The sequence below is a fragment of the Nucisporomicrobium flavum genome (assembly GCF_016464385.1).
Lineage (GTDB): Bacteria > Actinomycetota > Actinomycetes > Mycobacteriales > Micromonosporaceae > Actinoplanes > Actinoplanes flavus_A.
The window spans coordinates 94,830-118,376 of sequence record NZ_JADMLH010000016.1; the positions used below are offsets into that span (position 1 = coordinate 94,830).

Annotated in this window: 23 protein-coding genes and 1 tRNA gene; 14 read left to right on the top strand and 10 right to left on the bottom strand. The window is 71.5% G+C overall.

Annotated features, from left to right (window positions below; translation table 11 throughout):
* Positions 1 to 10: 10 nt before the first annotated feature.
* On the top strand, positions 11 to 772 hold the full coding sequence (locus tag IT780_RS30815; protein ID WP_199515330.1) for an MOSC domain-containing protein: 762 nt from the start codon (positions 11 to 13) through the stop codon (positions 770 to 772).
* Positions 773 to 815: 43 nt separating this feature from the next.
* Complete coding sequence (locus tag IT780_RS30820) at positions 816 to 1,721, top strand: expansin EXLX1 family cellulose-binding protein (RefSeq protein ID WP_199515331.1); 906 nt, start codon at positions 816 to 818, stop codon at positions 1,719 to 1,721.
* Between the two features lie 19 nt (positions 1,722 to 1,740).
* On the opposite strand, the gene IT780_RS30825 is transcribed toward IT780_RS30820, so the two are convergent.
* From IT780_RS30825 to chvE, 3 genes are all read right to left on the bottom strand, one after another.
* Positions 1,741 to 2,316 carry a Uma2 family endonuclease gene (locus IT780_RS30825; RefSeq protein ID WP_233413776.1) on the bottom strand — a complete coding sequence of 192 codons (576 nt, stop codon included), beginning with the start codon at positions 2,314 to 2,316 and terminating at the stop codon, positions 1,741 to 1,743.
* Between the two features lie 57 nt (positions 2,317 to 2,373).
* The gene (locus IT780_RS30830; protein ID WP_199515332.1) at positions 2,374 to 2,934 is read right to left on the bottom strand and encodes a GNAT family N-acetyltransferase; all 561 of its coding nucleotides are present in this window, start codon (positions 2,932 to 2,934) and stop codon (positions 2,374 to 2,376) included.
* Between the two features lie 155 nt (positions 2,935 to 3,089).
* Positions 3,090 to 4,220, bottom strand: a complete 1,131-nt coding sequence (gene chvE / locus IT780_RS30835; protein ID WP_199515333.1) for a multiple monosaccharide ABC transporter substrate-binding protein — start codon at positions 4,218 to 4,220, stop codon at positions 3,090 to 3,092.
* 151 nt (positions 4,221 to 4,371) lie between these two features.
* Here chvE and IT780_RS30840 point away from each other — a divergent pair, with 151 nt between their 5' ends.
* The 10 genes from IT780_RS30840 to IT780_RS30885 all read left to right on the top strand — a co-directional run bounded on the left by IT780_RS30840 (position 4,372) and on the right by IT780_RS30885 (position 12,479).
* Positions 4,372 to 7,095 carry an nSTAND1 domain-containing NTPase gene (locus tag IT780_RS30840; protein ID WP_199515334.1) on the top strand — a complete coding sequence of 908 codons (2,724 nt, stop codon included), beginning with the start codon at positions 4,372 to 4,374 and terminating at the stop codon, positions 7,093 to 7,095.
* A 66-nt stretch (positions 7,096 to 7,161) separates the two neighbouring features.
* The gene (locus IT780_RS30845; RefSeq protein ID WP_199515335.1) at positions 7,162 to 8,286 is read left to right on the top strand and encodes an ABC transporter permease; all 1,125 of its coding nucleotides are present in this window, start codon (positions 7,162 to 7,164) and stop codon (positions 8,284 to 8,286) included.
* Positions 8,283 to 8,960, top strand: coding sequence for an ABC transporter ATP-binding protein (locus IT780_RS30850; protein WP_199515336.1), 678 nt, complete (start codon positions 8,283 to 8,285; stop codon positions 8,958 to 8,960). The genes IT780_RS30845 and IT780_RS30850 overlap by 4 nt, the downstream gene beginning before the upstream one ends.
* Positions 8,961 to 8,982: 22 nt before the next feature.
* Positions 8,983 to 9,573, top strand: coding sequence for a TetR/AcrR family transcriptional regulator (locus IT780_RS30855; RefSeq protein ID WP_199515337.1), 591 nt, complete (start codon positions 8,983 to 8,985; stop codon positions 9,571 to 9,573).
* Positions 9,574 to 9,810: 237 nt separating this feature from the next.
* Positions 9,811 to 10,032, top strand: a complete 222-nt coding sequence (locus tag IT780_RS30860) for a type II toxin-antitoxin system VapB family antitoxin (RefSeq protein WP_199515338.1) — start codon at positions 9,811 to 9,813, stop codon at positions 10,030 to 10,032.
* Positions 10,029 to 10,442, top strand: coding sequence for a PIN domain-containing protein (locus tag IT780_RS30865; protein ID WP_199515339.1), 414 nt, complete (start codon positions 10,029 to 10,031; stop codon positions 10,440 to 10,442). The genes IT780_RS30860 and IT780_RS30865 overlap by 4 nt, the downstream gene beginning before the upstream one ends.
* A 129-nt stretch (positions 10,443 to 10,571) precedes the next feature.
* Entirely contained in the window at positions 10,572 to 10,820 is a 249-nt protein-coding gene (locus IT780_RS30870) for a FitA-like ribbon-helix-helix domain-containing protein (protein WP_199515340.1), read from the top strand.
* Positions 10,820 to 11,245: a type II toxin-antitoxin system VapC family toxin gene (locus IT780_RS30875; RefSeq protein WP_199515341.1), complete on the top strand. Its 426-nt coding sequence runs from the start codon at positions 10,820 to 10,822 to the stop codon at positions 11,243 to 11,245. The genes IT780_RS30870 and IT780_RS30875 overlap by 1 nt, the downstream gene beginning before the upstream one ends.
* A gap of 611 nt (positions 11,246 to 11,856) precedes the next feature.
* On the top strand, positions 11,857 to 12,117 hold the full coding sequence (locus tag IT780_RS30880; RefSeq protein ID WP_199515342.1) for a hypothetical protein: 261 nt from the start codon (positions 11,857 to 11,859) through the stop codon (positions 12,115 to 12,117).
* An 11-nt stretch (positions 12,118 to 12,128) separates the two neighbouring features.
* On the top strand, positions 12,129 to 12,479 hold the full coding sequence (locus tag IT780_RS30885; RefSeq protein ID WP_307831471.1) for a hypothetical protein: 351 nt from the start codon (positions 12,129 to 12,131) through the stop codon (positions 12,477 to 12,479).
* A 59-nt stretch (positions 12,480 to 12,538) separates the two neighbouring features.
* On the opposite strand, the gene IT780_RS30890 is transcribed toward IT780_RS30885, so the two are convergent.
* The 7 genes from IT780_RS30890 to IT780_RS30920 all read right to left on the bottom strand — a co-directional run bounded on the left by IT780_RS30890 (position 12,539) and on the right by IT780_RS30920 (position 18,161).
* A tRNA-Leu gene (locus IT780_RS30890) sits at positions 12,539 to 12,622 on the bottom strand.
* 310 nt (positions 12,623 to 12,932) lie between these two features.
* Positions 12,933 to 14,678, bottom strand: coding sequence for a methyl-accepting chemotaxis protein (locus IT780_RS30895; RefSeq protein WP_199515343.1), 1,746 nt, complete (start codon positions 14,676 to 14,678; stop codon positions 12,933 to 12,935).
* 128 nt (positions 14,679 to 14,806) lie between these two features.
* Positions 14,807 to 15,277 (bottom strand): thioredoxin-dependent thiol peroxidase, encoded by a 471-nt coding sequence (bcp, locus tag IT780_RS30900; RefSeq protein WP_199515344.1) that lies wholly within the window; start codon positions 15,275 to 15,277, stop codon positions 14,807 to 14,809.
* Entirely contained in the window at positions 15,274 to 16,266 is a 993-nt protein-coding gene (locus IT780_RS30905; RefSeq protein ID WP_307831472.1) for a hypothetical protein, read from the bottom strand. Before IT780_RS30905 ends, bcp begins: the two co-directional genes overlap by 4 nt.
* Entirely contained in the window at positions 16,263 to 16,991 is a 729-nt protein-coding gene (locus IT780_RS30910) for a DsbA family protein (RefSeq protein WP_199515345.1), read from the bottom strand. The genes IT780_RS30905 and IT780_RS30910 overlap by 4 nt, the downstream gene beginning before the upstream one ends.
* On the bottom strand, positions 16,988 to 17,482 hold the full coding sequence (locus tag IT780_RS30915) for a MauE/DoxX family redox-associated membrane protein (protein ID WP_199515346.1): 495 nt from the start codon (positions 17,480 to 17,482) through the stop codon (positions 16,988 to 16,990). Before IT780_RS30915 ends, IT780_RS30910 begins: the two co-directional genes overlap by 4 nt.
* Positions 17,483 to 17,624: 142 nt before the next feature.
* On the bottom strand, positions 17,625 to 18,161 hold the full coding sequence (locus IT780_RS30920; RefSeq protein WP_307831473.1) for a sigma-70 family RNA polymerase sigma factor: 537 nt from the start codon (positions 18,159 to 18,161) through the stop codon (positions 17,625 to 17,627).
* Between the two features lie 142 nt (positions 18,162 to 18,303).
* Between IT780_RS30920 and IT780_RS30925 the strand changes: the two genes are divergently transcribed.
* Positions 18,304 to 19,956: a copper resistance CopC/CopD family protein gene (locus IT780_RS30925; protein ID WP_199515348.1), complete on the top strand. Its 1,653-nt coding sequence runs from the start codon at positions 18,304 to 18,306 to the stop codon at positions 19,954 to 19,956.
* A 165-nt stretch (positions 19,957 to 20,121) separates the two neighbouring features.
* The gene (locus IT780_RS30930; RefSeq protein WP_199515349.1) at positions 20,122 to 23,274 is read left to right on the top strand and encodes a hypothetical protein; all 3,153 of its coding nucleotides are present in this window, start codon (positions 20,122 to 20,124) and stop codon (positions 23,272 to 23,274) included.
* The last annotated feature ends 273 nt before the right edge of the window (positions 23,275 to 23,547 follow it).

Genomic DNA, 23,547 nt, shown 5'->3' on the forward strand with positions numbered 1-23,547 from the left:
CGCTGGGCGGATGCGGATCGCGTCGCTGCACACGTACCCGGTGAAGGGTTGTCACCGCCTCGACCACGACGAGGCGGTGACCGAACCGTGGGGCCTGGCCGGCGACCGCCGCTGGATGGTGATCGACGCCGACGGGGTCGGTGTCACCCAGCGCGAGGCGCCCGCCCTCACCGGCCTGCATGCGGTGCCGCGGCCCGGCGGGATCGTGCTCAACGGCGTCGACGTCGCCGAGCCCGTCGACGCGCCCGAGACGACCGTGCATGTCTTCAGCTCTCAGCCGCCGGCCATGGCCCGGCTCGCCGCCGCGGCCCAGCCCCTGATCAGCGAGCTCGTCGGCCGTGACGCCCGGCTGGCCTGGCTCGGCGACCCCGCGACCCGGCAGGTGTCGTTCGCCGACGGCTTCCCCGTGCAGCTCGCCAACGAGGCGTCCCTCGACGCGCTCAACGCCCACCTCGACGAGCCGGTCCCGATGACCCGGTTCCGCCCCAACATCGTCGTCTCCGGCGCCGCTGCCTGGGCCGAGGACGCCTGGATCGGCGGGCGCCTGCGCATCGGGGATGTGACGTTCCGCGTCGCCGAGCACTGCAACCGCTGCGTGGTGACGACCATCGATCAGGAGACCGGCGAGGGAGGCCGGGAACCCCTGCGCCTGCTCGGCGCGATCCGCCGGTACGCCGACGGCCTGCGCTTCGGCATCCAGCTCGTCCCGGACGTCGCCGCAGGTGAGACGCAGGTCATCCGGGTGGGGGAGCCTGTCTTAAGCGTCCCTTAGAGGAGTTGCCCCGGGCCGCCGTACCCGCGCAGGATGCCTCAGCGTGACAGCTCATCGGCTCCTGCGTCCCCGCTGGCTCGCCACCGGCGGCGCCGTCCTCCTGGCCGGCGTCCTCGGGATCGCGCTGCTGCTGCAGAACGGCGGCGGCGCCTGCGCCGCCCCGCCGACCAGCGCCAAGCACAAGGGCAAGGCCACGTTCTACGACCTCGCCGGAGCGACGGGCAACTGCAACTTCAGACCCCCCGCCGACGACCTGTACGTCGCCCTGGGCCGCACCGAATACTCGGCGGCCCTGTCGTGCGGCAGCTACATCGACGTCACCGGCCCCAAGGGCAAGGTCCGAGTCAAGGTCTTCGACTCCTGCCCCGAATGCACCGTGGGCTGGCTCGACCTGAGCCGTACGGCCTTCAAGAAGATCGCCGACCCGGTCCAGGGGGTCGTCCCCATCACCTACCGCGCGGTCCCCAACGCGACGACCCCCGGCCCGCTCAGCATCACCTTCGCCGAGGGCTCGTCCCAGTACTGGTGGGCCGTCCTCATCGACAACCACGCCAACCCCATCAAGTCGGTCAAGGCGAAGGGCCCGGGCGGCTCCTGGATGACCGCCACCCACGCCGACTACAACTTCTGGATCATCGACCGGCGCACCGGCAGCGGCCCGTTCCAGATCAAGATGACCGACATCTACGGCAACACGGTCACGGCGAAGAACATCAAACTGATCCCGAAGAAGAAGCAGACGACATCCGTACGCTTCGCCGGCGGCTCGACGGTCGCCGAGGCCCCCTCGAAGTCCCACTCGCCGTCCCCGTCACCGTCCCCCTCGAAGAAGAAGCCGTCCCCGTCGGCCTCCCCGTCGAAGGCGCAGCTGGCCGAGGCGGCATCCGTGGCACCGACGCAGGAGGAAAACCTGGCGCTGGCCGCGGCCGCCCCCAAGCCGACCTGCTGAGCCAGCCTCTTTCACCTCGTCAAGGGCGACGACGCTGCAGCAGTGAAGCAATTTCCAGCTGGAACGGAAACGGCTCCTCGGCGATGAGCGTCTCACCCGGGCCGGTGACCACGGCGGGGACGTAGTGGTTGCCGGACAGCCGCTCGAGGTGCAACTCGACTGAGTCGTCCGGCTGTTCGACCCGCAGATACCAGCCGATCTCGGCGGCTGCGTACAACTGCGGTTTGAGCAGGCGATCCACCCCGGCATTGCTCGGCGACACGACCTCGATGACCAGCTTGGCCTCGGCGGCCTCCACCGTCGTACCGACGTCGTCGGTGTCGGCCACGACGAGGTCCGGCTGCACGATCCGCCCGCCGGCCAGCCGAAGGTTGACATCCAGCAGGACGAGGAGGCCAGCTTGCTCGGCCGCGGCGTAGAGGCCGGTCGCCAGCAAGAACGCGATGTGCTGATGGCGCTTGCCCGGCGCGGGGCCGACCCACAGGCCTCCGTCGATCAGCTCGATCCGATTCTTGGTCTGGCCGAGCGCGAAGTATTCCTCCTCGCTCCACGGGTCCGTTTGGCATCGGGACATTGTCGTGAAGCAAGTTGTCATAAGACTAAGAGGGTCGTCAAGTCGCCGCCTCCCGATTGCCGCCCCTAAGCCGTCCTGTCAGCGCAGGTCGAGCCACATGAAGACTTCGTCGCGGTCGTCGCCGGGGGCCACGCGCAGGGCGCCCGGGATGCGGCCGGTCACGCGGTAGCCCGCCTTGGCGTAGAAGCCTTCCAGTCCGTGCCCGTCGCGCAGCGTCACCTGCAGGCCGGCGAGGCCGAGCGCGCGACCCACCTCGGCGGCCTCCCGCAGCAGCGCCGCGCCGTACCCGCGGCCTTGGCTGCCGGGAAGCACCATGACCCGCTTGAGCACCCGCCAGTGCGCCTTGAGCTCGAAGCGGTTGTCGATGATGAGCAGGAGGGCGGCGAGGCGGTCGTCGTCCATGCCGATCAGCAGGCGGTCCGGGCCGGTGTCCTCGCCTTCAGTCCGGTTGTGGGTGGCGGCGGGGTGGTTGGACAGGGCGGCGAACGCGGCGGCGGCGACCGGGCGGACCTCGTCGGCGGTGACCGGGGCGACGAACCCGACCGCGCCGCCGGCGTTGGTGACGTCGACCCACAGGTCGACGATCTGCTCGCGGAGCCGTGGGGTCAGCGGGGGATCGAGAACGAAGGTCAACGCCATCCGCCCATCGTCCCGTCGCCCCGGCCCCTCGTGGCCGCGGCCCGCGTCACCGTGACGCGGGCCGCAGCCGGGGGCCGGTCATCCGAGCGCCCGCCGACGTGGGGGGTTAGGGGTCAGGCGGTGCACCACGGTGCCGGCGTTCACTGCGCAGGGCGCTACTGCACCTGCGCCTTCGTGTAGAAGCCACTGTCGATCAGTGCCTTCTCGTAGTTGCTCTTGGTGACGATCGCCGTGTCGAGCAGCGTGGACGGCACGACCTTCACGCCGTTGTCGTAGTCCTTGGTGTTGTTCGTGGCCGGCTTCTGCCCCTTCAGCACGGCGTCGGCCATCTGCGCGCTGGTCTTGGCCAGCTGCCGGTAGTCCTTGAAGATCGTCGAGTACTGCTCGCCCGCGATGATCGACTTCACCGAGGCGGCCTCGGCGTCCTGGCCGGTCACGACCGGATAGGGGTGGGCGGCCGTGCCGTACCCGTTGCTCTTCAGCGCGGAGAGAATGCCGATCGAGATGCCGTCGTACGGCGACAGCACGCCGTCCACCGTCAGGCCCGAGCGGTACGTCGAGGTCAGCAGGTTCTCCATCCGGTCCTGGGCGACGGCCGGCTTCCACCGCAGGATCGCGATCGTCTTGAAGTCGGTCTGCTTGCTGGGCACCTTCAGCGTCCCGTTCTCCAGGTACGGCTTCAGCACCGACATCGCGCCGTTGTAGAAGAACGTGGAGTTGTTGTCGTCCGCGGACCCGGCGAACAGCTCGACGTTGAACGGGCCCTTGGCCGAGCCCTTGGACCCGTCGGCGTTGAGCAGCTTCAGGCCGGTCAGCAGCGAGGTCGCCTGCTGCACGCCGACCCGGTAGTTGTCGAAGGTCGCGTAGTAGTCCACGTTCGGCGATTTACGGATCAGCCGGTCGTACGCGATCACCGGGATCTTGTTGTCCGCCGCGCTCTGCAGCTGGGTGGTGAGCGCGGTGCCGTCGATCGACGCGATGATCAGCAGCTTGGCGCCCCGGGTGATCTGGTTGTCCAGCTGGTTGACCTGGGTGGGGATGTCGTCCTCGGCGAACTGCAGGTCGACCTTGTACCCGAGGGCCTCGAGCTCCTTCTTGAGGTTCTCGCCGTCGCCGTTCCAGCGCTCCGAGGACCGCGTGGGCATGGTGACGCCGACCAGCGCGCCGGCGTTGTCGGTGCCGGCCGCCGCCTTCTTGTCCGTCGTCTTCTCGCTGGAACCACAGGCGGCCGCCGAGAAGGCCAGGACGACGACGGACACCGCCGCCACGATGCGGTTGGATCGCATGCACAACTCCTCAATGCCTGACCGGGACCGCCTGATCGGGCGGTAGAGGGCCGACCGTATGCAGCCCGGCGTTGTTCGTGTTCGGGGCCGATCGCTGAACAACAAACGGTGGACATCGGCGAGGACAATGGCGCGGACGAAGGGAGGCCCGGTGCCCCGACAGGAACGCCCTCTGGAATCCGAGGAGACGCCCCTGCTGCGATTCGCCGGCGACCTGCGGCGGCTGCGGCGGCGCGTCGGACTGCCCTCGTACCGGGAGCTGGGCAAGCGGACGAGCTACTCCGCCGCGGCGCTGTCCGAGGCCCTGTCCGGCCGCCGGCTGCCGAGCCTGGCCATCACCGCCGCGATCGTCCGGGCCTGCGACGGCGACACCGAGGAGTGGACCGAGCGGTGGCGCCGGCTCGCCGCTGCTCAGCCCGGCGCGGACGAAGCCGTACCCGTGCCGTATGTGGGCCTGGCCACCTACCAGGTGGGCGACGCCGACCGGTTCTTCGGCCGCGAGGCGCTGACCGACACGCTGCTGACGCTCGTCGACGAGCGCCCGTTGGTCGGGGTCTTCGGCTCGTCCGGCGCGGGCAAGTCGTCGCTGCTGCGGGCCGGTCTGGTCGCCCGCAGCTCACGCACCGCGATCGTGATGACGCCGGGCGCCGACCCGGTCACCGAGCTGGCCGTGGCGATCGCGAACCTCGCCGACGAGCCCGCGGACCGGGTCCGTACCGATCTCGCCGCCGACCCGGAGGCGCTGCGCGGCTGGCTCGCGAAGGCCGCCGCCGACGTGCTGCTGGTCGTCGACCAGTTCGAAGAGGTGTTCACGCTCTGCGACGAAGCCGCCCGGCTCTGGCTGATCCGGGCGCTGACCTCGGCCGCCGGACCGCAGAGCCGGGTGGTGGTCAGCGTGCGTGCCGACTTCTACGGTCATTGCGCCCGTCATCCGGAGCTGGTGACAGCATTGCACCGCGCCCAGGTGCTGGTGGGCCCCATGACCACCGAGGAACTTCGCTCGGCCGTCGCCGGACCGGCCGCCGGCGCCGGGGCCACGATCGAGACGGCGCTGGTGGCCCGGCTCGTCTCGGACGTCAGCGGGCAACCCGCCGTGCTGCCGCTGGTGTCGCACACGCTCGCCGAGATGTGGCGCCGACGCCGCGGCGTGGCCCTCACGCTGGCCGGATACGAGGACGTCGGCGGGATCGAGCACGCACTCGCGCGTACCGCCGAGCACACCTTCGAGCAGCTCACGGAGGACGACCGCAGCGCCGCACGGCTGCTGTTCCTGCGCCTGGTCGTGCCGGGCGACGGCACCGCGGACACCAAGCGCCGGGTACGGCGTACCGATCTGAACGTCCCCGCCGCCCTCCTGGACCGCCTCGCCGCCGCCCGGCTGATCACCATCGACCGCGACAGCGTCACCCTCACCCACGAGGCGCTGCTGCAGGCCTGGCCACGGCTCGCCGGGTGGATCGCCGACGACCGCGACGACCTGCGCGCCCTGCACCGGCTCACCGAGGCCACCGCCATCTGGGAAGCGCACGGGAACGACCCCGACACCCTCTACCGCGGTACCCGCCTCGAACAGGCCGCCCGGCTGCGCAACCGGCTCAACCCGCGCGAGCGTGCCTTCCTCGACGCCGGTCTCGCCGCCGAGGATGCCCGCGTACGGGCGGACCAGCGCACCACCCGCCGCCTGCGCCGGCTCGCCGCCGGGCTCACCGCCCTGACCGTCCTGTTGGCCGGGACCGCGATCGTCGCGCGGGCCGCCCAGCACAGGGCAGCCCGCCAGCGCAACGAGGCGCTGTCCCTGCGCGCCTCCGACGCCGCCCGCGACCTGATCGCCTCGCGGCCCTCCGACGCGGCGGCCCTGGCGCTGGCCGCGTACCGGCTCGCACCCACCACCGAAGCCCGCGACGTGCTGGTCCTGGCACACGCCGCGGCCGGCGCGACCACGCTGGGCCACGGATACACCCAGCCGCCGGGCCGGTATGCGGTCACCTACGACACCGGCACGCAGGGCGAACTGCTCTGGCAGCGCAACGGCGCCGCGTGGCGGCCGGCCGGCCGGCTGCCCGCCGCGAACGGCTACCTGCACCTCGGCAGCCTCGACGAACGCCGGGCGATCTACTGGACGGGCAGGACCGGCTCGTCCCTCTGGGACCTGACCGACCTGGACCACCCCCGCCAGATCGAGGTCCCGGCCGGTCTGGGCCAGCTCGACAGCATGGACCGTACGGGATCCCTGCTCAGCGCCATGAGCGCCGACAGAACGGCCCAGGTGTGGCGGGTGGGCGACCGGTCCATCCGTACGCTGCCCGTTCCGGACGTCAGCGGGACAGCGGTCCTCCCCGACGGCTCCGGCATCGTCCTCAGCCGGCACGACGGCGACCAGGACGCCATCGACCTCTGGACCATCGACGGCCGCCGCGTCGGCACCCTCCTGCGCGTCCCGCACCCGGCGGTCCTCCGAGCCGGACCGGCCGGGCTGATCGCCGTCACGTCGTACGCGGCCACCATCGGCATGACGATCCTGGACGCGACCGACCCCCGGGCCCCGCGAACCGTGGCGCAGGCCGGCGGCCTCGACGAGATGGCGAACGTCGCGTTCGACGCTGCCGGCCGTACGGTCGCCGTCGTCGACGGCGCGGAGGCCCGCATCTGGGACGCGGCGAGCGGGAGGGCCCTGCTCCGGCTGCGTACGCAGGGCCTGCGGCTCACCACGCCCCGGCTCGACGGAAGCGACCTGGCCGTCCTCGACGGCAGATCGACGATGTGGCACCTCGACGCGGACCTTGCCGCGGTGATCCAGCAGACCTGCGCGCGGTCCACCACCGTCGACTGGGACCGCTACTTCCCCGACACGAACCGGCGGCAGCTGTGCCCCTGAGTTTTTCCGACACCTTGCCGATATAGTTTCCGACGCGATGTCGGTAAAACTGTGGCAGGAGGACGGATGTTTCTGGCTCTGCGCGAGCTTCGCTTCGCGCGCTGGCGGTTCACGCTCATGGGGAGCGTCGTCGCCCTCATCGCGGTCCTGGTGGTGCTGCTGTCCGGGCTCTCCTCGGGTCTGGTCAACGACGGTGTCTCCGGACTCCGGCGGCTACCCGTGACCGCCTTCGCCTTCAACCACGACACCAAGCTGGACTCGGCGTTCTCCCGCAGCGTGGTGGACGGCGAGCAGCTCGATCGGTGGCGCCGGCAGCCGGGCGTACGCGATGCCACGCTCTTCGGCAACCTCCTGGTCAACGCCCGCAGCAGCCGCGGCGTACCCATCGATCTGGCCATGTTCGGGGTCGAACCGGGGTCCTTCCTGTCGCCCCCGGTCGCCGAAGGCGCCACACTCGGCGCCCCGGACGGCATCGTGGTGTCCCGGACCGCCCTCGCGGCCGGCCTGCGGGTCGGCGACACAGTCGTCATCGACCGGATCGGCACCCGCTTCACAGTGATCGGCGCGACGGATGACCAGCGCACGTACGGCCACGTCGACGTCGCCTACGTGCCCCTGGCGGCGTGGCAGCGTCTGCACCAGGGCGTCGGCCCCGGCGAGGAACTGCGCGCCTCGGCCGCCACCGAAGCCACCGCGATCGCCCTCCGGGCGGACGGGGACCTCGACCTCGCCGCCGGGGACGCCGCGGCCGGCACGACCAGCTACGACAAGGCAGAGGCGTACGGGGCTTCGCCCGGTTACACCGCGGAGACATCGACACTGCGCCTCATCCAGGCCTTCCTGTACGCCATCTCCGCGCTGGTCGTCGGCGCGTTCTTCACCGTCTGGACCATCAACCGCCGGCACGAGCTGGCGGTGCTGCGAGCGATGGGCGCCGCGCGGTCGTACCTGCTGCGCGACGGTTTGGTGCAGGCGCTGGTGGTGCTCGGCGCCTCGATCGGCGCCGGCATCGCCGTGGGAGTCGGGCTCGGCGGGCTGATCAGCGGCAGCGCGGTCCCGTTCGCCATCGAGGCGCCCGCGGTCCTGATCGCGGGCGTCCTGCTGGTGCTGCTCGGAATCGCCGGCGCGGCCGTCGCCATCGTCCGCATCGCGGCCGTCGACCCCCTGACCGCCCTGGGAGCGCAGCGATGAAGAACCGTACCGGGTTGACGCTGTCCGGCGTGACCGTCCGCCTGGGCGACGGCGACGCGACGGTCACCGCGCTGGACGAGGTGGATCTGACGGTCGCCCCGGGCGAACTGGTGGCCGTGGTCGGGCCGTCCGGCGCCGGCAAGTCGAGCCTGCTCGCGGTGGCCGGCGCGCTGACCGTCCCGGAGCAGGGAACGGTCACCGTCGACGGCCACGACGTCGTCGGCATGACGGTCAAGCAGCGCGCGGCGTACCGGCGCGACCACATCGGCTTCGTGTTTCAGAGCGGCAACCTCATCCCGGCACTGACCGCACTGGAGCAGCTGCGGCTCGTCGCCAAGCTGAGCCCTCGCCGCGCCGACGGCCGCGGCCCCGCCGACCTGCTCGCGGAAGTGGGCATGACGCACAAGGCCGACCGCCGCCCCCATCAGCTCTCCGGCGGCGAACGCCAACGCGTCGGCATCGCCCGCGCGCTGATGGGACAACCGTCGCTGCTGCTGGTCGACGAACCGACCGCCGCGCTCGACCGCGCGCGCAGCCACGACGTGGTGCGGCTGATCGCCGAACAGACGAAGGGTACGCAGGTCGCTACCGTTATGGTGACCCACGACCACGACGTGCTGGAACATTGCGATCGAGTGGTCGAGATGATCGACGGCCGGCTGTCCACCGGCTGAGCGAAGCAAGGGGGGAGGGCTTGTGCCGCGCATCGACGCACCGACGATTGCGGAGCACCGCGCCCAGCGCCGCCGGGCCCTCCTCGACGCCGCCCGCGCCCTGCTGGTCGACAACCCCCACGGGGCGCCGAGCCTCGCGGCCGTGGCCACCCGGGCCGGGCTGCCGCGCTCCTCGGTGTACGAGTACTTCCCCTCCAGCAAGGACATGCTCCTCGAACTGGTCCAGGAAGTCCTGCCGAACTGGTCCCGCCGCGTCAACGCCGCGATGGACGCCGCCGGCACCCCGGGCGAGAAAGTCCTGGCGTACGCCACGGCCAACCTGCGCCTGGTCGCGGAGGGCGAGCACGCCCTGGCCACCGCGCTGATCCAGTCGGTGCCGGGCGACCAGGTCGACGCCAGCACCCAGCTCATGCACGACCAGATGAGCCGTCCGCTGCACGCGGCCATCGAGCAGCTGGGCGTACCGGACCCCGCGGTGACCGCCCGCCTGATCAGCGCGATCGTCTATACCGCGAGCCGCATGATCGAGGACGGCGCGGACACGGCCGCGACCGACGCACGGGTCCGCGAGCTCCTGACCCCGTTCCTCCGCACCGCCGGCCACGCGCAATGATCCGCTCGCATGGCTGCAGCAGGCGCCCACCACCGGCCTCTGCACGACCTCGCCGCAGCCGCCGCGTACGCGCAACACCAAGGACTTCGTAGACACCGGAATATCGCTCATCGACCCCGTGGCAGGCGACGTCCACCCAAGCGCGCGGCCCCGTGTCGTCACCCTGTCGGACTTGCCGCCGTGCGCGCTATGTTGGTGATGTATCAGCGTCTTGTACATCACCAACAAGGAGGTCTCGTGGCTGTCACCCAGATTGATCTCGACGATGACGCGCTGGCTGAGGCGATGCGGCTCTCCGGCGCGCGCAGCAAGAAGGAGACGGTGAACCTCGCCCTACGGGAGTACGCCGCTCGCCATCGCCGGATCGCAGCGCTGGATCACTATGCCGCCGTGGCCCAGCATTGGGACTACGAGGGATGGCAGGACCTGCACAACGCCGGCAAGACACCCGCTGCATGATCCGCTATCTCGTCGACTCATCGGCACTGTGGCGGCTGCTGCGTGATCCAGACGTACGGACTGGCTGGGCTGATGTCATCTCCGATCACGCGATCGGGTCATGCCAGCCCCAACGCACCGAGTTTCGCCGTTCGGCCCGCAACCTTGACGAGTACGAACAGATGACCGCCATGTTCGTCGACCTCTATCCCGACGTCTCGGTACCGAAGTCGGCGTGGCAATGGGTGGAGTCCGCCCAATACCGCCTGATGCGTTCGGGCGCACATCGGGCGCTGTCGTGCGTGGACCTGCTGATCTGTGCCTGCGCCGCGGTCCGGGGGCTCGTGATCCTGCACGACGACAACGACTTCGCCGCGGCCGCGCGGCACCTGCCCGACCTGGCCGAACGACGAGTTCACTCGCTTCCCTGACCGGTCGGTGAGACTCAGGGACGCACAGCCCGGAACCCGCCTGATCGGCTCAGGCGCAATGATTTGGGGGCTTTGGACGGCGCCCATGCTAGCATTGCTATCAATTCTGAGCAGCGAGGAGATGAGGCAATGGCGGCCCTCAGCATCCGAGACTTGGACGACTCAGTCAAAGAGAAGCTGCGTCTCCGGGCTGCCCGGCACGGACGCTCCATGGAAGCCGAGATCCGCCTGATCCTCACCGCGGCCGCCACGGAGGAGGAGCAGCCGCGAAGGGACCTCTTCGGTGCGCTCACCGAACGGTTCGCGCAGCTCGGCGGAGTCGACCTCGACGTGCCGGCCCGCACCACCGCACCCCGCGCGGCAGACTTCGACGACTGATGATTGTCCTGGACACCAACGTCGTGGCCGAACTCATGCGCGCCGCCCCTGCGCCTGATGTGCTCGCATGGCTGCAGCAGGCGTCCAGCACGGGCCTCTACACGACGTCGGTCACTGTGGCCGAGATCCGCTACGGCATCGCACGGCTGCCGGACGGCCGCCGTAAGCGCGAGCTGCACCAGGCAGCCAACGAAATCTTCGCAGCCTTCCCCCGGCAGGTTCTGCCCTTCGACCTCGCCGCGGCCACTGCGTACGCAGACGTGGTGGCCGGCCGCGAGAGAGGGGGCAACCCGATGAGTGGGTTCGACGGCCAGATCGCCGCCATTTGCCGCTCCCGGGCCGCGACTCTGGCCACGCGCAACACCAAGGACTTCGTTGACACCGGGATATCGCTCATCGACCCGTGGCAGGCGACGCCGGCCTGAGACGTCCGCGTGCCCGCGGCGGAATCCGCCATGTGCGTCTGGTGGACGGACCGCATCTGCGGTCCGGACATTGATGACCGCGGGTGTTAACTTGTCGCAGGTGGAGCCCTATCGCTGGCGGTTGACGTGACCGGTCGGCCGCGGGCGCACGGCGGCGGTGGCGACGACGGCATTCCACCCGGTGGCCACCGCCGCGACGCGGGTGGTGGCGGGCCGCGGGGGAGGCCTGTGAGTGTCGCGCAGGCTCAGGCGGCCGTCGCCTTGTCGGCGCAGGCGGGACGAGCGAACCCCGCTGGTGGTTCACCGGGTCCCGCCCGCTCGCATCGAGGTGACTCCCAGCCGATGTCCCAGGCCATCGACCCTGAAGAGGCCAGGGTCATGGACATATACCAGAGGCTTGGCGACCAGCCGCCCGAGATCGACATCGCGACGAACGACGCCGCGTACGGCAGCCACGGCGCCCATACCGAGGACCGGCACGGGTTGTCGGTGCCGCTGCAACGCGATCCCGATCCGGAAGTGGCAACCGTACGGTCGAGGGCCGCATCTATGGCGACGCGCCGTGGCCGAACGCGCAGAACTGGTCGTACCGGTGGACCGACCCGGGGACGATGAATCGCACGGTCAATGCGTACCTGCGCGACAATTGGGAGGAAATCCGCAGCGATCTGGCACTCAACGGCGAACACGAGGGAAAGATCGCGGCGCGGAATGCGGTGGGGCAGGGCTACTACAACCCTGGGATGTACGGTGCCGGGCCGCGTTCGTCGACCTTCGGCGTCACCAGTATGGCCAAGATACGCATCAAGGTCGTGCCAGGCTCGGATCCGCCGATACCCTTCATCGTCACGACCTTTCCGTCCGGAACCTGAAGGTGGCTGACGTGTCCGAGCTTCCCGAGTCTCTTCGCGCGCGTATGCGGGAGCAGAACGCGGAACCCGCGATCGACGTCGTGCGGAACTTCTTGGGCTTCAAGGTCGCCGACGCGGAGGACCTCGACGAGATCCGGGCCGATCTGCGGCAGACGGCCCAGGCGAGCACGCGCAAGTTGCGGCGAGAGCTGGCAGCGTTCGAGGCGGTGCTGGCCGATCCCCCCGCGGCGCCGGGCGCGCTGGCGCGAATGGTTGCGTGGGAGGGCAACTGGGTCCTGGAGGATTCGTCGGACGCGGGAGCCGCCAGGTTCCTGGCGCAGCTGGCCCAGATGTTGCGGGAAGTCCTCGACGAGGCCGGCTGACGAAGTTTCGGTCCGGACGCAGGCTTCCGGCGCGCTGCAGCACAGCGGTACTTCACAGGTGCGGAAGACGGGACTCGAACCCGCACACCCTCTCGGATACGGGCACCTAAAACCCGGGCGTCTACCTATTCCGCCACTTCCGCTCGAGGCCCCATGGGCGATCGCTGGGTGCATTCTAAACGCTGAGCCCTCGATCGGCGCCGCCGATGGTCAGTTCGCCGCGGGGACCGCCGCGCCCGGCCCGGCCCCGCGCTCGGCATAGCCGCCGCCGCGCAACGCATGGCCCCCGCGCGGCACGGGCCGACGCCCGGCCTGGTGGCCGCGCACAGCACGGGCCGACGCCCGGCCCGGCGGCCGCGCCCGGCCCGGCGGCCGCGCACAGCACGGCGGCCGCCTCGCGGATCCAGGCCGCGTGACGGCCGCCGTGGGTCGACGGTCCGGCGGGGGGTGTGCTCAGTAGCGGAACATTGCCAGACTCTTCTGCAGGTCGTGGGCCACGCGGGCGAGTTCGTCGGCCGCGCCGGCCGTGTTGGCGGCCGCGTTGGTGGTTTCCGCTGCCGCTTCCGCGACCTCTGCCACGTTGGCCGCGATCTCGGTGGAGCCGCCGGCCACCTCGCCCACGTTGCGGGTCATCTCGTTGGTCGTGGCGGTCTGCTCTTCGACCGCCGCGGCGATGGCCGTCTGGGTGGCGTTGATCTGGTCGATGACCGCGCCGATCTCGGCGATGGCTGAGACGGCGGCCGCGGAGTCGTTCTGGATGGCGCCGACACGCGTACGGATGTCCTCGGTGGCCCGCGCCGTCTCCTGAGCGAGTTCCTTGACCTCGCCGGCGACGACGGCGAAGCCCTTGCCCGCGTCGCCCGCGCGGGCCGCCTCGATGGTGGCGTTGAGGGCGAGCAGGTTGGTCTGCTCGGCGATGCCCGTGATGATCTTGATGACCGAGACGATCTCCGCGGACGAGGTGCCGAGCTGCTGGAGGATGTCGCCGGCCTCGCTGGAGATGCGGACCGCCTGGGCCGCCACGTCCGCGGCGCTGGAGGTGCTGCGGGCGATCTCGCTGATGGAGGCGCCGATCTCCTCCGCGCCGGCGGAGACCGTGGTGATGTTCTGGCTGATCTCCTCGGAGGCCGTGGTGACCGCCTGGGCGCGACCGGCGGAGCGGGCCGCCGAGTCGTTCATCTGGCTGGCGACCGCGGTGAGTTCCTCGGAGCTGGAGGCCAGCGTGGTGACGTTCTCGCCGATGTCGCGCATGGCGGCGGTCAGCCGGTCCAGGGCGGTGTTGAGCGCTTCGCCCATGCGGCCGACCTCGTCGCGTCCCTTGACGTCGAGGCGCTGGTCGAGGCGGCCCTCGGCGAGGCCTTCGAGGACCTTGACGGTCTGGCCGAGCGGGCGGGCGATGGCGCGGCTGACGACGAGGGCGATGACGGTGGCGAAGACGACCGCGCCGGCGATGAGCGCGATGGTGATGACCTGCGCGACGTCGGCGTTGGAGCGTGCTTCGGACATCTGGCGCTGGGCCGCCCGGTCCTCGATCCCGGCGAGGTTGTTCAGCGCGACCGTGATCTTGCTGGTCAGCGGGTCGATGAAGTTGTTCTTGGCACCGAGGTACGCGCTCATGCTGTTCTGCTGGGCGGCCGGGACGAGCTGCTGGTCGCGGACCTTGCGGTACTCGGCGAGGCCCGCCGTGAACGCGTTGCGGTCGTTGGTGGTGCCGGCAGTGGCGTGCCCGGTGTAGGCCTTCCAGTTGTCGTCGATGTCCCGGTCCAGGCGGCTGATCGCCATCTGGACGTTGCTGACGTCGGCCAGGGGGGAGCGGAGGATGAGGTCCTTGGTCAGCGACGTGGCTTCCTGGACGTCCGCGCGGACCTCGCCGATGAGGTCGATGGCCTGGGTGTTGCCCTCGTACATCCGCTCGAGGCGGTTGTTGGCCGAGTTCAGCTCGAGCAGGCCGAACGCGCCGACGGCGATGACCAGCAGGCTGAGCACGCCGAAGCTCGCGATCAGCTTGTGCGACACCTTGAGGTTGCGCCACAGGCGTGGACCACGCCGGCCGGCCCGCCTGCCGGGCGCGGCGGCGTGCCCGGGCGCTCGGCGGCCACGGCGCGGCGTCGACACTGCGGCGCCGCGGGTCGAGTCGCTACCGCGGCGGGGCTTGCCACCCAGGCGCAGGCGGCGGGTCGGCTTGGCGGCTGTCGGCATCGGCGCTCTCCACGGAAATGGTCTGTAGGGCTCGTCCCCGGCCTTGAAGAAAGGGTCGTGGACAAGCCCCGTCGCGTACCGTTTTTATCGGCACCCGACCTCAGGATCCGCGAAGTTCGCCCGGAAAGTCAGTCGATAGCGAGATCCCGTCGCAGCTTTGCCACATGACCCGTCGCCTTGACGTTGTAAAGGGCGCGTTCGACGACGCCGTTCTCGTCGATCACGAAGGTCGAGCGGATCACGCCGGTCACTGTCTTGCCGTACATCTGCTTCTCGCCGTACGCGCCGTAGGCGCTGAGCACTGCCTTGTCCTGATCGCTGACCAGAGGGAACGTGATGGCGTCGCGGTCGCGGAACTTCGCCAGCTTGGCGGGGACGTCGGGGGAGATGCCGACGACCTGGTAGCCGGCGGCCTGCAGGGAGGCCAGGGAGTCGCGGAAGTCGCAGGCCTGCGTGGTGCAGCCGGGGGTCATGGCGGCGGGGTACGCGTACAGCACCACCTTGCGGCCGCGCAGGTCCTTGAGGCTCAGCGTGTCGCCGCTGTCGGTGGGCAGGGTGAAGTCGGGGGCCGGGTCGCCCGGCGAGAGCCGCTCAGTCATGCGGTCGACGATATCGGGGCGGGCGCGGCCGAGGGCAGCCGCAGCAGCCCGGTGGCCACCATGCCCGCGCCGGCGCCGGCCGCGGTCAGCACGGCGGCGCGCGCCAGCCAGCCCGGGCCGGGGAAGTTCACCACGGCCTGATGGAACACGCCTGCGTCGCCGAGCCCGCCGAAGATCGCCAGGGCGGCGCCGCCGAGCAGCAGCAGGAACGGCGTACGACCGCGCAGGGTCAGCACTCCGGCGGCGAGGGCGAGCACCGCCGCGCCGATCGCCGGGGCCGTACCCTCCGCGCCGAGGCTCGCGCGCGTGACCGCGTACCCGAAAGTGATCGTGCCTGCGACCAGCGCGACCGCGCTCACCCAGCGGATCCGGCGGCGGCCGAGGGCGGTGACCGCCAGGCCCAGGGCGGCCGCGCCCAGCCACCAGCACCAGGCCGCGGGTGGCGGCTCCCACGTCAGCGTTCCGCGTACCTCGATGGTGGTGACGCCCTGCCGCAGCGGCACGGACCAGTCGCGCAGCTTGTGCGCCCGGGTGGGGTCGGCCTGCGCCTGTGGCGGCAGGCCGGGGGTCAGCCAGTGGGTGCGCTGGTCGTGCCAGCGCACGCTTCGGTCGGTGGAGATCCGCTGCCACTGCGGGGCAGCGGCCGGATCGGCATTCGACGGTACGGGAGTGTCACCGTCGAGCGTCCGGTTCAGGTACGCGGCGGGAGAATTGACGTTCTGGTACGTGCCGTCGGACCGCACCTCGAGGTACGGCTCGTTCCGGTAGCCCAGCACCTCGACCGTGCGCCCGGTGTCGTTGGTGAGCTCTAGCCGCGCGCCCGCCTCCACCGCCCGGACGCTCAGGCCGGGTACGGACATGCTGAGCCCGGTCACCTCAGTGCGGTACGCGGTGGCGTCGGGGGCGTCGCCACCGTGGGCGGATGCGGGACCGGCCGGCACGACGAGCGCACCGGCCAGCACCGCGGCGAACAGGAACCCGCTTCTCACGCGCCGGCCGCTCCGACCGCCGCGCTCAGCGCCTCGGGGGTGGGATTGTCCAGCTTCTTGCCGGCGACCATCACGGTGGGCGTGCCGGTGACCCCGCGCGACGAGGCGGTGTCGGTGACCTTGGTGGCCCACGCCGTGTACGTCTTGTTCTTGATCGCGTCGGCGAACGCCTGGTCGGTGAGGCCCACGGACGTGCCGAGCTCGATCAGTTTGGCGTCGTCGAGGCCCGCGCTGTTCTCCGGCGGCTGGTTGGCGTACAGGACGTCGTGGTACTCGAGGAACTTGCCGCCCTGCGCCGCCGCGGCCGAGGCCCCGGCCGACCGGGTCGAGTACTCGGTGCTGGAGTAGCGGTCCAGGATCGCGATGGGGTGGTAGCGCACGGTCACCTTGCCGGCGTCGACGAGCTGGGTGAGCGTGGGGCCGGCCCCCGTCTCGAACTGGTGGCAGGCCGGGCACATGAAGTCCTCGTAGATGTCGATGTTCACGGGTCCGCTGCCGCGGGCGAACGCCGTACCGTCATCGACCGCGACGGTCGGCACGGTGAGCTTGCCGCTGGTGTCCTTGTCCCGGCTCGCGGCCGCGGCCCACCCGATGAAACCGGCGATGACCAGCACGGCGACGACGCCGATGGTGGTCCAGAGGGTGACCGTACGGCGGCGTTCGCGGGCCAGTTGCTCCTGCACGATCCGCTTCGCCTGCGCGCGTTCCTTGGTGCCCTTGCTCACTGGTCGTCCCCCATCAGGATGCCGTCGATCGAAAAGCGGGTGCGCGGTCGCCACAGCAGAATTCCGGCGAGCGCGAGGAAGCCCAGGTCACGGGCGATGTCCAGGCCGTACGCGGGCTCGGCGCCGGCGCCCAGCGCGCCGCCGGTGCTGAAGCAGCCGCAGTCGATCTGCAGGCCGCGGACCCACGCCGAGACGATCCCGGCGATGAAGATCACCAGCAGGGCGGCGGAGATGCCGGCGCTCAGCCGTACGGCCAGGCCCGCGAGGAGCAGCAGCCCGAGCGCGATCTCCAGGAACGGCTGGGCGGCCCCGATGACCTTGGCCACCTCGTACGGGAAGATCTGGTACGCGTTGACCGCCCGCCCGGAGGCGGCGAGGTCACCGACCTTGAGTCCCCCCGCGATCAGCCACACCGCGGCGAGGCCGAGCCGCGCCACGGTGGAGATCCACGGCCACACCTGCGTCGCCCGGGCGGTCTGCCCGATCTCCATACCCACGCCCCCTTAGTCGGCGCCCGGCGTCGCCAAGTTCCGTCTTACCGGCTGGGGGTTCCCTGTGTGACGGGTCGAAGGTCCCGACCGGGGCCGTCAGCCGGCCTGTGCGGCACCGCCCGCGTCCGCGCCGTTCCGGACGTCAGCCGGCCTGGGCGGCGGTGACGGCGGCCACCAGCTCCTCCCGGGCCCGGGCCACCCGGGAACGAATCGTGCCGACCGGAACATCCTCCACCGCGGCGGCTTCCGCGTAGGACAAACCGAGCACTTGGGTCAGCACGAATGCCGTACGCCGTTCCTCTCCCAGCCGGCGCAGCAGGTCGGCGGCGCCGAGCCGGTGCGCGGGATCGGGATGCCGCGGCGGGTCGGCCCAGGCCTGCGCGGCGAGCCGGGCGTCGAGCCGGCGGCGGCGCACCACCGCGCGCAGATGGTCGGCGCAGGTGCGCCGGGCGATGCCGAGCAGCCAGGTGCGCACCGAGGCCCGCGCCTCGAAGCCGGGCAGCGCCTTGAACGCCCGCAGATACGTCTCCTGCGTCAGGTCGTCGGCGGCGCCCGGGTCGACCAGCGCCGCGGTGAACCGCCAGACCTCGGCCTGCGTGCCCCGGACCAGGGCGGCCTGCGCGCCGGCGTCGCCGGCCCGGGCCCGTAGCGCCAGCGCGGTGAGGTGGTCGGCTGTCACCCGGCCGATCGTACGCGGACGAGAAATGTCGCACCCGTGCGGAACTATGGGCGCTGCCCGGACGACCATCCTGCGTCCGCCTGCCGGGCAGCGCGGCGACCGCGTTGCCATGACCGTTGAGCCATCGGGGAGCATTGCCCGCATGACCGTTGATCGACGCCGGGGCATGGCCGCCCTCGCCGGGCTGGTGTTCGGGCTGCTCTGCGTGGTCCTGGGGCCGGCCGGCCCGGCCAGCGCGCACGCCGCCCTCGTGGCCAGCGACCCGGGCAGCAACACGATCGTGCCCGACGCCCCCAACAAGATCACGCTGACCTTCAGCGAGTCGGTCCAGCTCATCTCCGGCAAGATCCAGGTGCTGGCACCCGACGGCAGCCGCGCCGACCAGGGCGAGCCGCAGGCCGCGGGCAGCACGGTCACCATCCCGCTGCGTTCCGGCGGCGGCCGCGGGACCTACCTGGTCAGCTACCGCGTGGTCTCCGCCGACAGCCACCCGGTCGCCGGCACCCTGACCTACTCGGTCGGCGCGCAGTCCACCCCGCCGGGCGAGGACCAGATCGCCGAGTCGGTCGACCCGGTCGTGCGCGCCCTGATCCCGGTCGGCAAATACCTCGGGTACGCCGGCCTGGTGCTGCTCGTCGGCCCGGTGCTGGTGCTGGCGCTGCTGTGGCCGCACCGGCTGTCCCGGGTGGGGCCGGCCCGGCTGGTGTGGACCGGTGTGGGTCTCGTGCTGGGCAGCACCGTCCTGGCGCTGTGGCTGCAGGCCCCGTACACGACCGGCACGGGGCTGTTCGACGTCTCCGGCGGCGACCTGCGCGACGTGCTGGGCAGCACGTTCGGCGCGGTCATGCTGGTGCGTCTCGGCGTGATCATCGCTGCGGCGTTGCTGCTGCGGCCGCTGCTGACCGGCTCCGGCGGCGACTCCCGTGCCGACCTCGCGCTGCTCGGCGTCCTCGGCGTGGCGGCGCTGGCCACCTGGCCGCTGACCGGGCACCCCACCGCCTCGCCGGTCGCCGGGGTCTCCGTCGTGGTCGACGCGATCCACCTGGCGGCGATGTCGGTCTGGCTCGGCGGGCTGGTCATGCTCGTCGGGTTCCTGCTGCGCAGCGCCGACGAACGCGAGCTGGGCGCGATCCTGCCCATCTGGTCACGCTGGGCGGCCACCGCGGTGGCGGCGCTCATCCTGGCCGGGACGGTGCAGGCGCTCATCGAGATCGCGTCCTTCAAGGGCCTGTACGACAGCACGTACGGGCGGCTGATCCTCGTGAAGGTGGCGCTGGCCGCGACGGTGATCGGCGTGGCCGCGTACTCGCGGAAGCTGGTGCGCAGCCGCAGCGCCGAGACCAGCCCGGGCACCCTGCGCCGCGTCGTGGCGGCCGAGCTGGCCATCACCGCGGTGGTGCTCGGCGTGACGGCCGCGGTGGTGCAGATCGCGCCGCCGCGCACGGCCGAGGCGGCGGAGACCGCGCAGACCAGCACCACGATCACGCAGACGATCTCCGACGACGCGATCAGCCTGCAGGTCGACGTGTTCCCGGCGACCGTGGGCAACAATTCGCTGCACCTGTACGCGTACACGCGCGACAACAAGCCGCTGCCGGTCGTCGAGTGGACCGCCACGGCGGCGCTGCCCGCCAAGGGCATCGAGCCGATCGAGGTGCCGCTGCTGCGCATCACGGACTTCCACGCGGTCGGCGACATCGCGCTGCCGGCGGCGGGGGAGTGGACGTTCAAGTTCACCGTACGCACCAGCGACATCGACCAGTCCACGCTGACGATGAAGGCGACCATCTCGTAACCGCCCCCTTTCCGATGAGGCCCGCGCTCGTGGAGCGCGGGCCTCTGTTTTTGCTCGTCAGCGGCGCATCTCATGCTTATAGGGTCTAAGTAACCGTTTATCCATTTTGGTGTTATTTGGGTCTGTATGGTCTGCGCAGTACGCACCGAGAAGGGGGAGATCGAGATGCGGGTGCTCCGCACGATCCTCGGCATGCTGTTGCTGACCGCCGGGCTGCCGGCACTGCTCGCCGGGGGTGCCTTCTGGGCCGCCATGCAGCACCGTGACGCGGGCGGCGCCTTCAGCGGCACCATGCAGCGGGTGGCGACCTCCGGCTACGCCGTGGTCGTCGACGACGTGGACGAGCTGCTGCGCAAGGACGCCCCGTTCGCCCGCGTCGGCGACACGCGGCTGCGCATCACGGCCACCTCGGGCGACGCCCCGGCCTTCGTGGGCCTCGCACCCCGCGACCGCGCCGACGCGTACCTCGCCGACATCCCGCGCATCTCCGTCTCGGCGATCGACCTGGGCACGGGCGCGCTGCCGGTGACCAGCAAGCTCGTACCGGGCACCCGCGCCCCCGAGCAGATCCCCAACCGGGAACGCTTCTGGCTCGCCGCGGGCGTCGGCTCGGTCGACTGGAACCCGACCATGCTGCGCGACACCCGCTACAGCCTCATCATCATGAACCCGGCGGCGCAGCCGGGCGTACGCCTCGAGTCGACGGCCGCCGTCCGCCCCGGCTGGCTCAACCAGGCCACCTGGGCGCTGCTCATCGGCGGCACCCTCCTCGTGATGCTCGGCATGATCATCCTCGGCTGGCCGGCCCGCCGCCGCGAGGTCGTCTACGTCGTGGAACCCAGCCAGGTCCCCGACCTGATGCAGGCCATCGGCGCCCCGCTCCCGCTGAGCCGCGTCGGCGGAGGCCGCCACTCGGCCACCCACCGCCCCCGTACGCTCGCCGATTGCCAACCCCGAAGCCGCCCGCCGGCGCTGACGTGGCCGCCCGCGAGCAAGACCGGCAACCCTTCGGAGCGGGGCGCGGCCATCCCGATGCCCGCGACTGCTTCCGCCGCTGCTCCTGCGCCTGCTGCTCCTTCTTTGGCTACCGCCTCGGCCGCCGCTTCTGGTTCTGCCGCTTCTGGTTCTCCGGCTCCTGGTTCTCTCGCTTCTGGTCCTCCGGCTTCCGTTTCTCAGGCTTCCCTTTCTCAGGACGCGGCCGCGCCGGCTCCGGGTGCGCCGCTCGGCCTCATCACGCCGCGCAACACTCCGGCCCCTGACGCTTCGCCGTCGGAGCCGCACGGCGCCCGTACGCCGGCCCGCCGCCGTCCCGCCGGGCCGCAGCCCACCGACCCGCCGATCTTCCAGGCGTCGGCGGTCGGCGCCTGGGTGGCGGAGACCGCTGCGGCCCGCGCTCGCGAGACTGAAGTACGCGCGGCTGCTGCGTTGAACGCTTCCCGCAAGGGCGGGGGAGAGCAGGCGGCGACCTCCCGGGCGGCCGCGACCCAGGCTGCCGGCGCGGCTTCGAGCGAGCCTGTTCCTGCCAGGACTCCGGGCGCTTCCGCCCCTGAGGCTCCGGCCGCTCCTGTGGCTCCGGCCGGGGCGGCGGGCGGTTCGGGTACGGCCTCTTCCGCGGCTTCTCCGGTGCGGCCGACCGAGTCGGTGCCGGACGGTTATGACGTTGTCGTGGTGGGACTGTCGGTGCCGAAGGGCGCGGAGCCCGGAGCGCCGGCTTTCGTACCGCCGGCCTCGGCGCCCGCGGCCGCGGTTACGGACAAGCCGACTGCCGAACCGGCGGCGGCGGGCAGGACCGAGGCGACGAAGCCGACTGCCGCCCGCGTTCCGGCTGAGCCGGCCACGGTGGACAGGCCCGAGGCGACGAAGCCGACTGCGGCGAAGGTCGAGTCGAAGGACCCGGCCGAGCCCGCGGTGGATTCGCTCCCGGCGAAGCAGGGCACCGACACTTCGCGGCAGCCGGCGGTGACTCCGTTGGCGCCGTCCGCGACGAAGCCGGTACGCCCGGCGAAGGCTGCCCCACGAAACGCGCTGTTCGGCGGCCCGCCGACGAACGCGTGGGCAGCGACCGGCCTCACCCGCGCCGACTCCGGCCGCGTGGGCGCCGCCGCCGACGCCCCGAAGCCACCCACCCCGCCGACGGCTCCCGAGAGGAAGCCGTCCACCGCCCCGGCGCCGCAGTCGTCCACCCCGGCCGCAGCCAAGTCGCCGGCTGCCCCGGCCCCGGCAGCGAGCCCGGCCCCGGCAGCGAGCCCAGCCCCGGCAGCGAGCCCAGCCCCGGCTCCGGCTGCGGCCAAGCCGTCGGCTGCGGCCAAGCCGTCGGCTGCGTCCATCCCGCCCGCCGCGAAACCGTCGATCCCGTCGACCGCTCCGATCGCGAAGCCGTCCGTTCCGCCGGCCCCGCCGGCAGCGAAGCCGTCGACCGACCCCGCCGCCGCCCCGAAGCCGCCGCAGCACGACGCGGCCGGGACGCCGGTCAAGCCGGTTCAGCCGACGGAGGCCTTGCCTGCGGCCAAGGCGGAAGTCCGGCCGGCACCCGGCGACGGGGGGACGGCGGCTGCGCCGGCCAAGGGTGACACCGCGCCGACGCCTGCCAAGCCGGTCTCTCCCGCCCCGGTTCCCTCGGCACCGGTTCCGGCCCCGAGTTCTCCCTCGGCGCCGAGTTCGCCGGCTCCTGCTCGTCCGGCCGTACCTGCGCCGTCGCGGCCGACCGAACCGGCTCGGGAGCCGGTGCCGGCGGGCTCGGCCAAGGGGGAGAGCGCCAGGCAGGCCTCGCCGGCTCAGGGTCAGGGACACGGCGAGAAGGTCGCGGACGGGTCGGAGGCTCGGATCGCCGGGCAGCGTACCGAGCAGCGCAGCCCCAGTGCTCCGCTCGCTCCGGTACGGGCAGACCAGGGCAAGACGACGCCCAGCCAGAAGCTTGCTGAGCAGCTGAAGAAGCAGCCCGAGCAGCCTCAGGTCACCGACCAGCACAAAGCCGGTGCCCAGCACGACCCAGCCGCCCAGCCGAAGGCGGCAGAGCAGCCCGCGGAGCAGGCCAAGCCCACGGGGCAGGCCAAGGTGGCCGAGCGGCCTGCGGAGGTCGCGCAGGTGCAGGTCGCTGAGGGTGCCAAGCCGGCGGACCGGCCGAAGGCGGCTGCGCCGAAGAAGGGGCTTCTCGGCAGCTACAAGGACGAGGTCGCCGAGTTGCTCAGCGGCGGGAAGGCGAAGCGGCGGCGGAATGTCACCGCTTCCGGGTTGCCCGCTCCCGATCCGGAGATGCAGGAGCCTCCGATCAAGCTGACCCGGCCGCCTCGCCGCAGCCGGGGGACAGGCAAGGACTGACCTGACGACATAGAGGAAGCCCCGGGCGTAGTCGCCCGGGGCTTCTGTCTTGACGCGATGAAACAGGGGAGCCGAAAGGGCCCTCCGCGCTGCCGACGCGGAGGGCCCTTTACCGGGGGAACGGAGTAACCGAAGGGGGGCTTCGTCCGTTAAGCACAGTTTAGCGCCTCGACGGGCGAAGTGGGTAGTCCTGGGGCTAATACGGACAATCTAGGGTGAATAAGCGTTCGGGTCCCGAACAGGTGGGTACGGTGCCACGTGGCCGCGCATGCC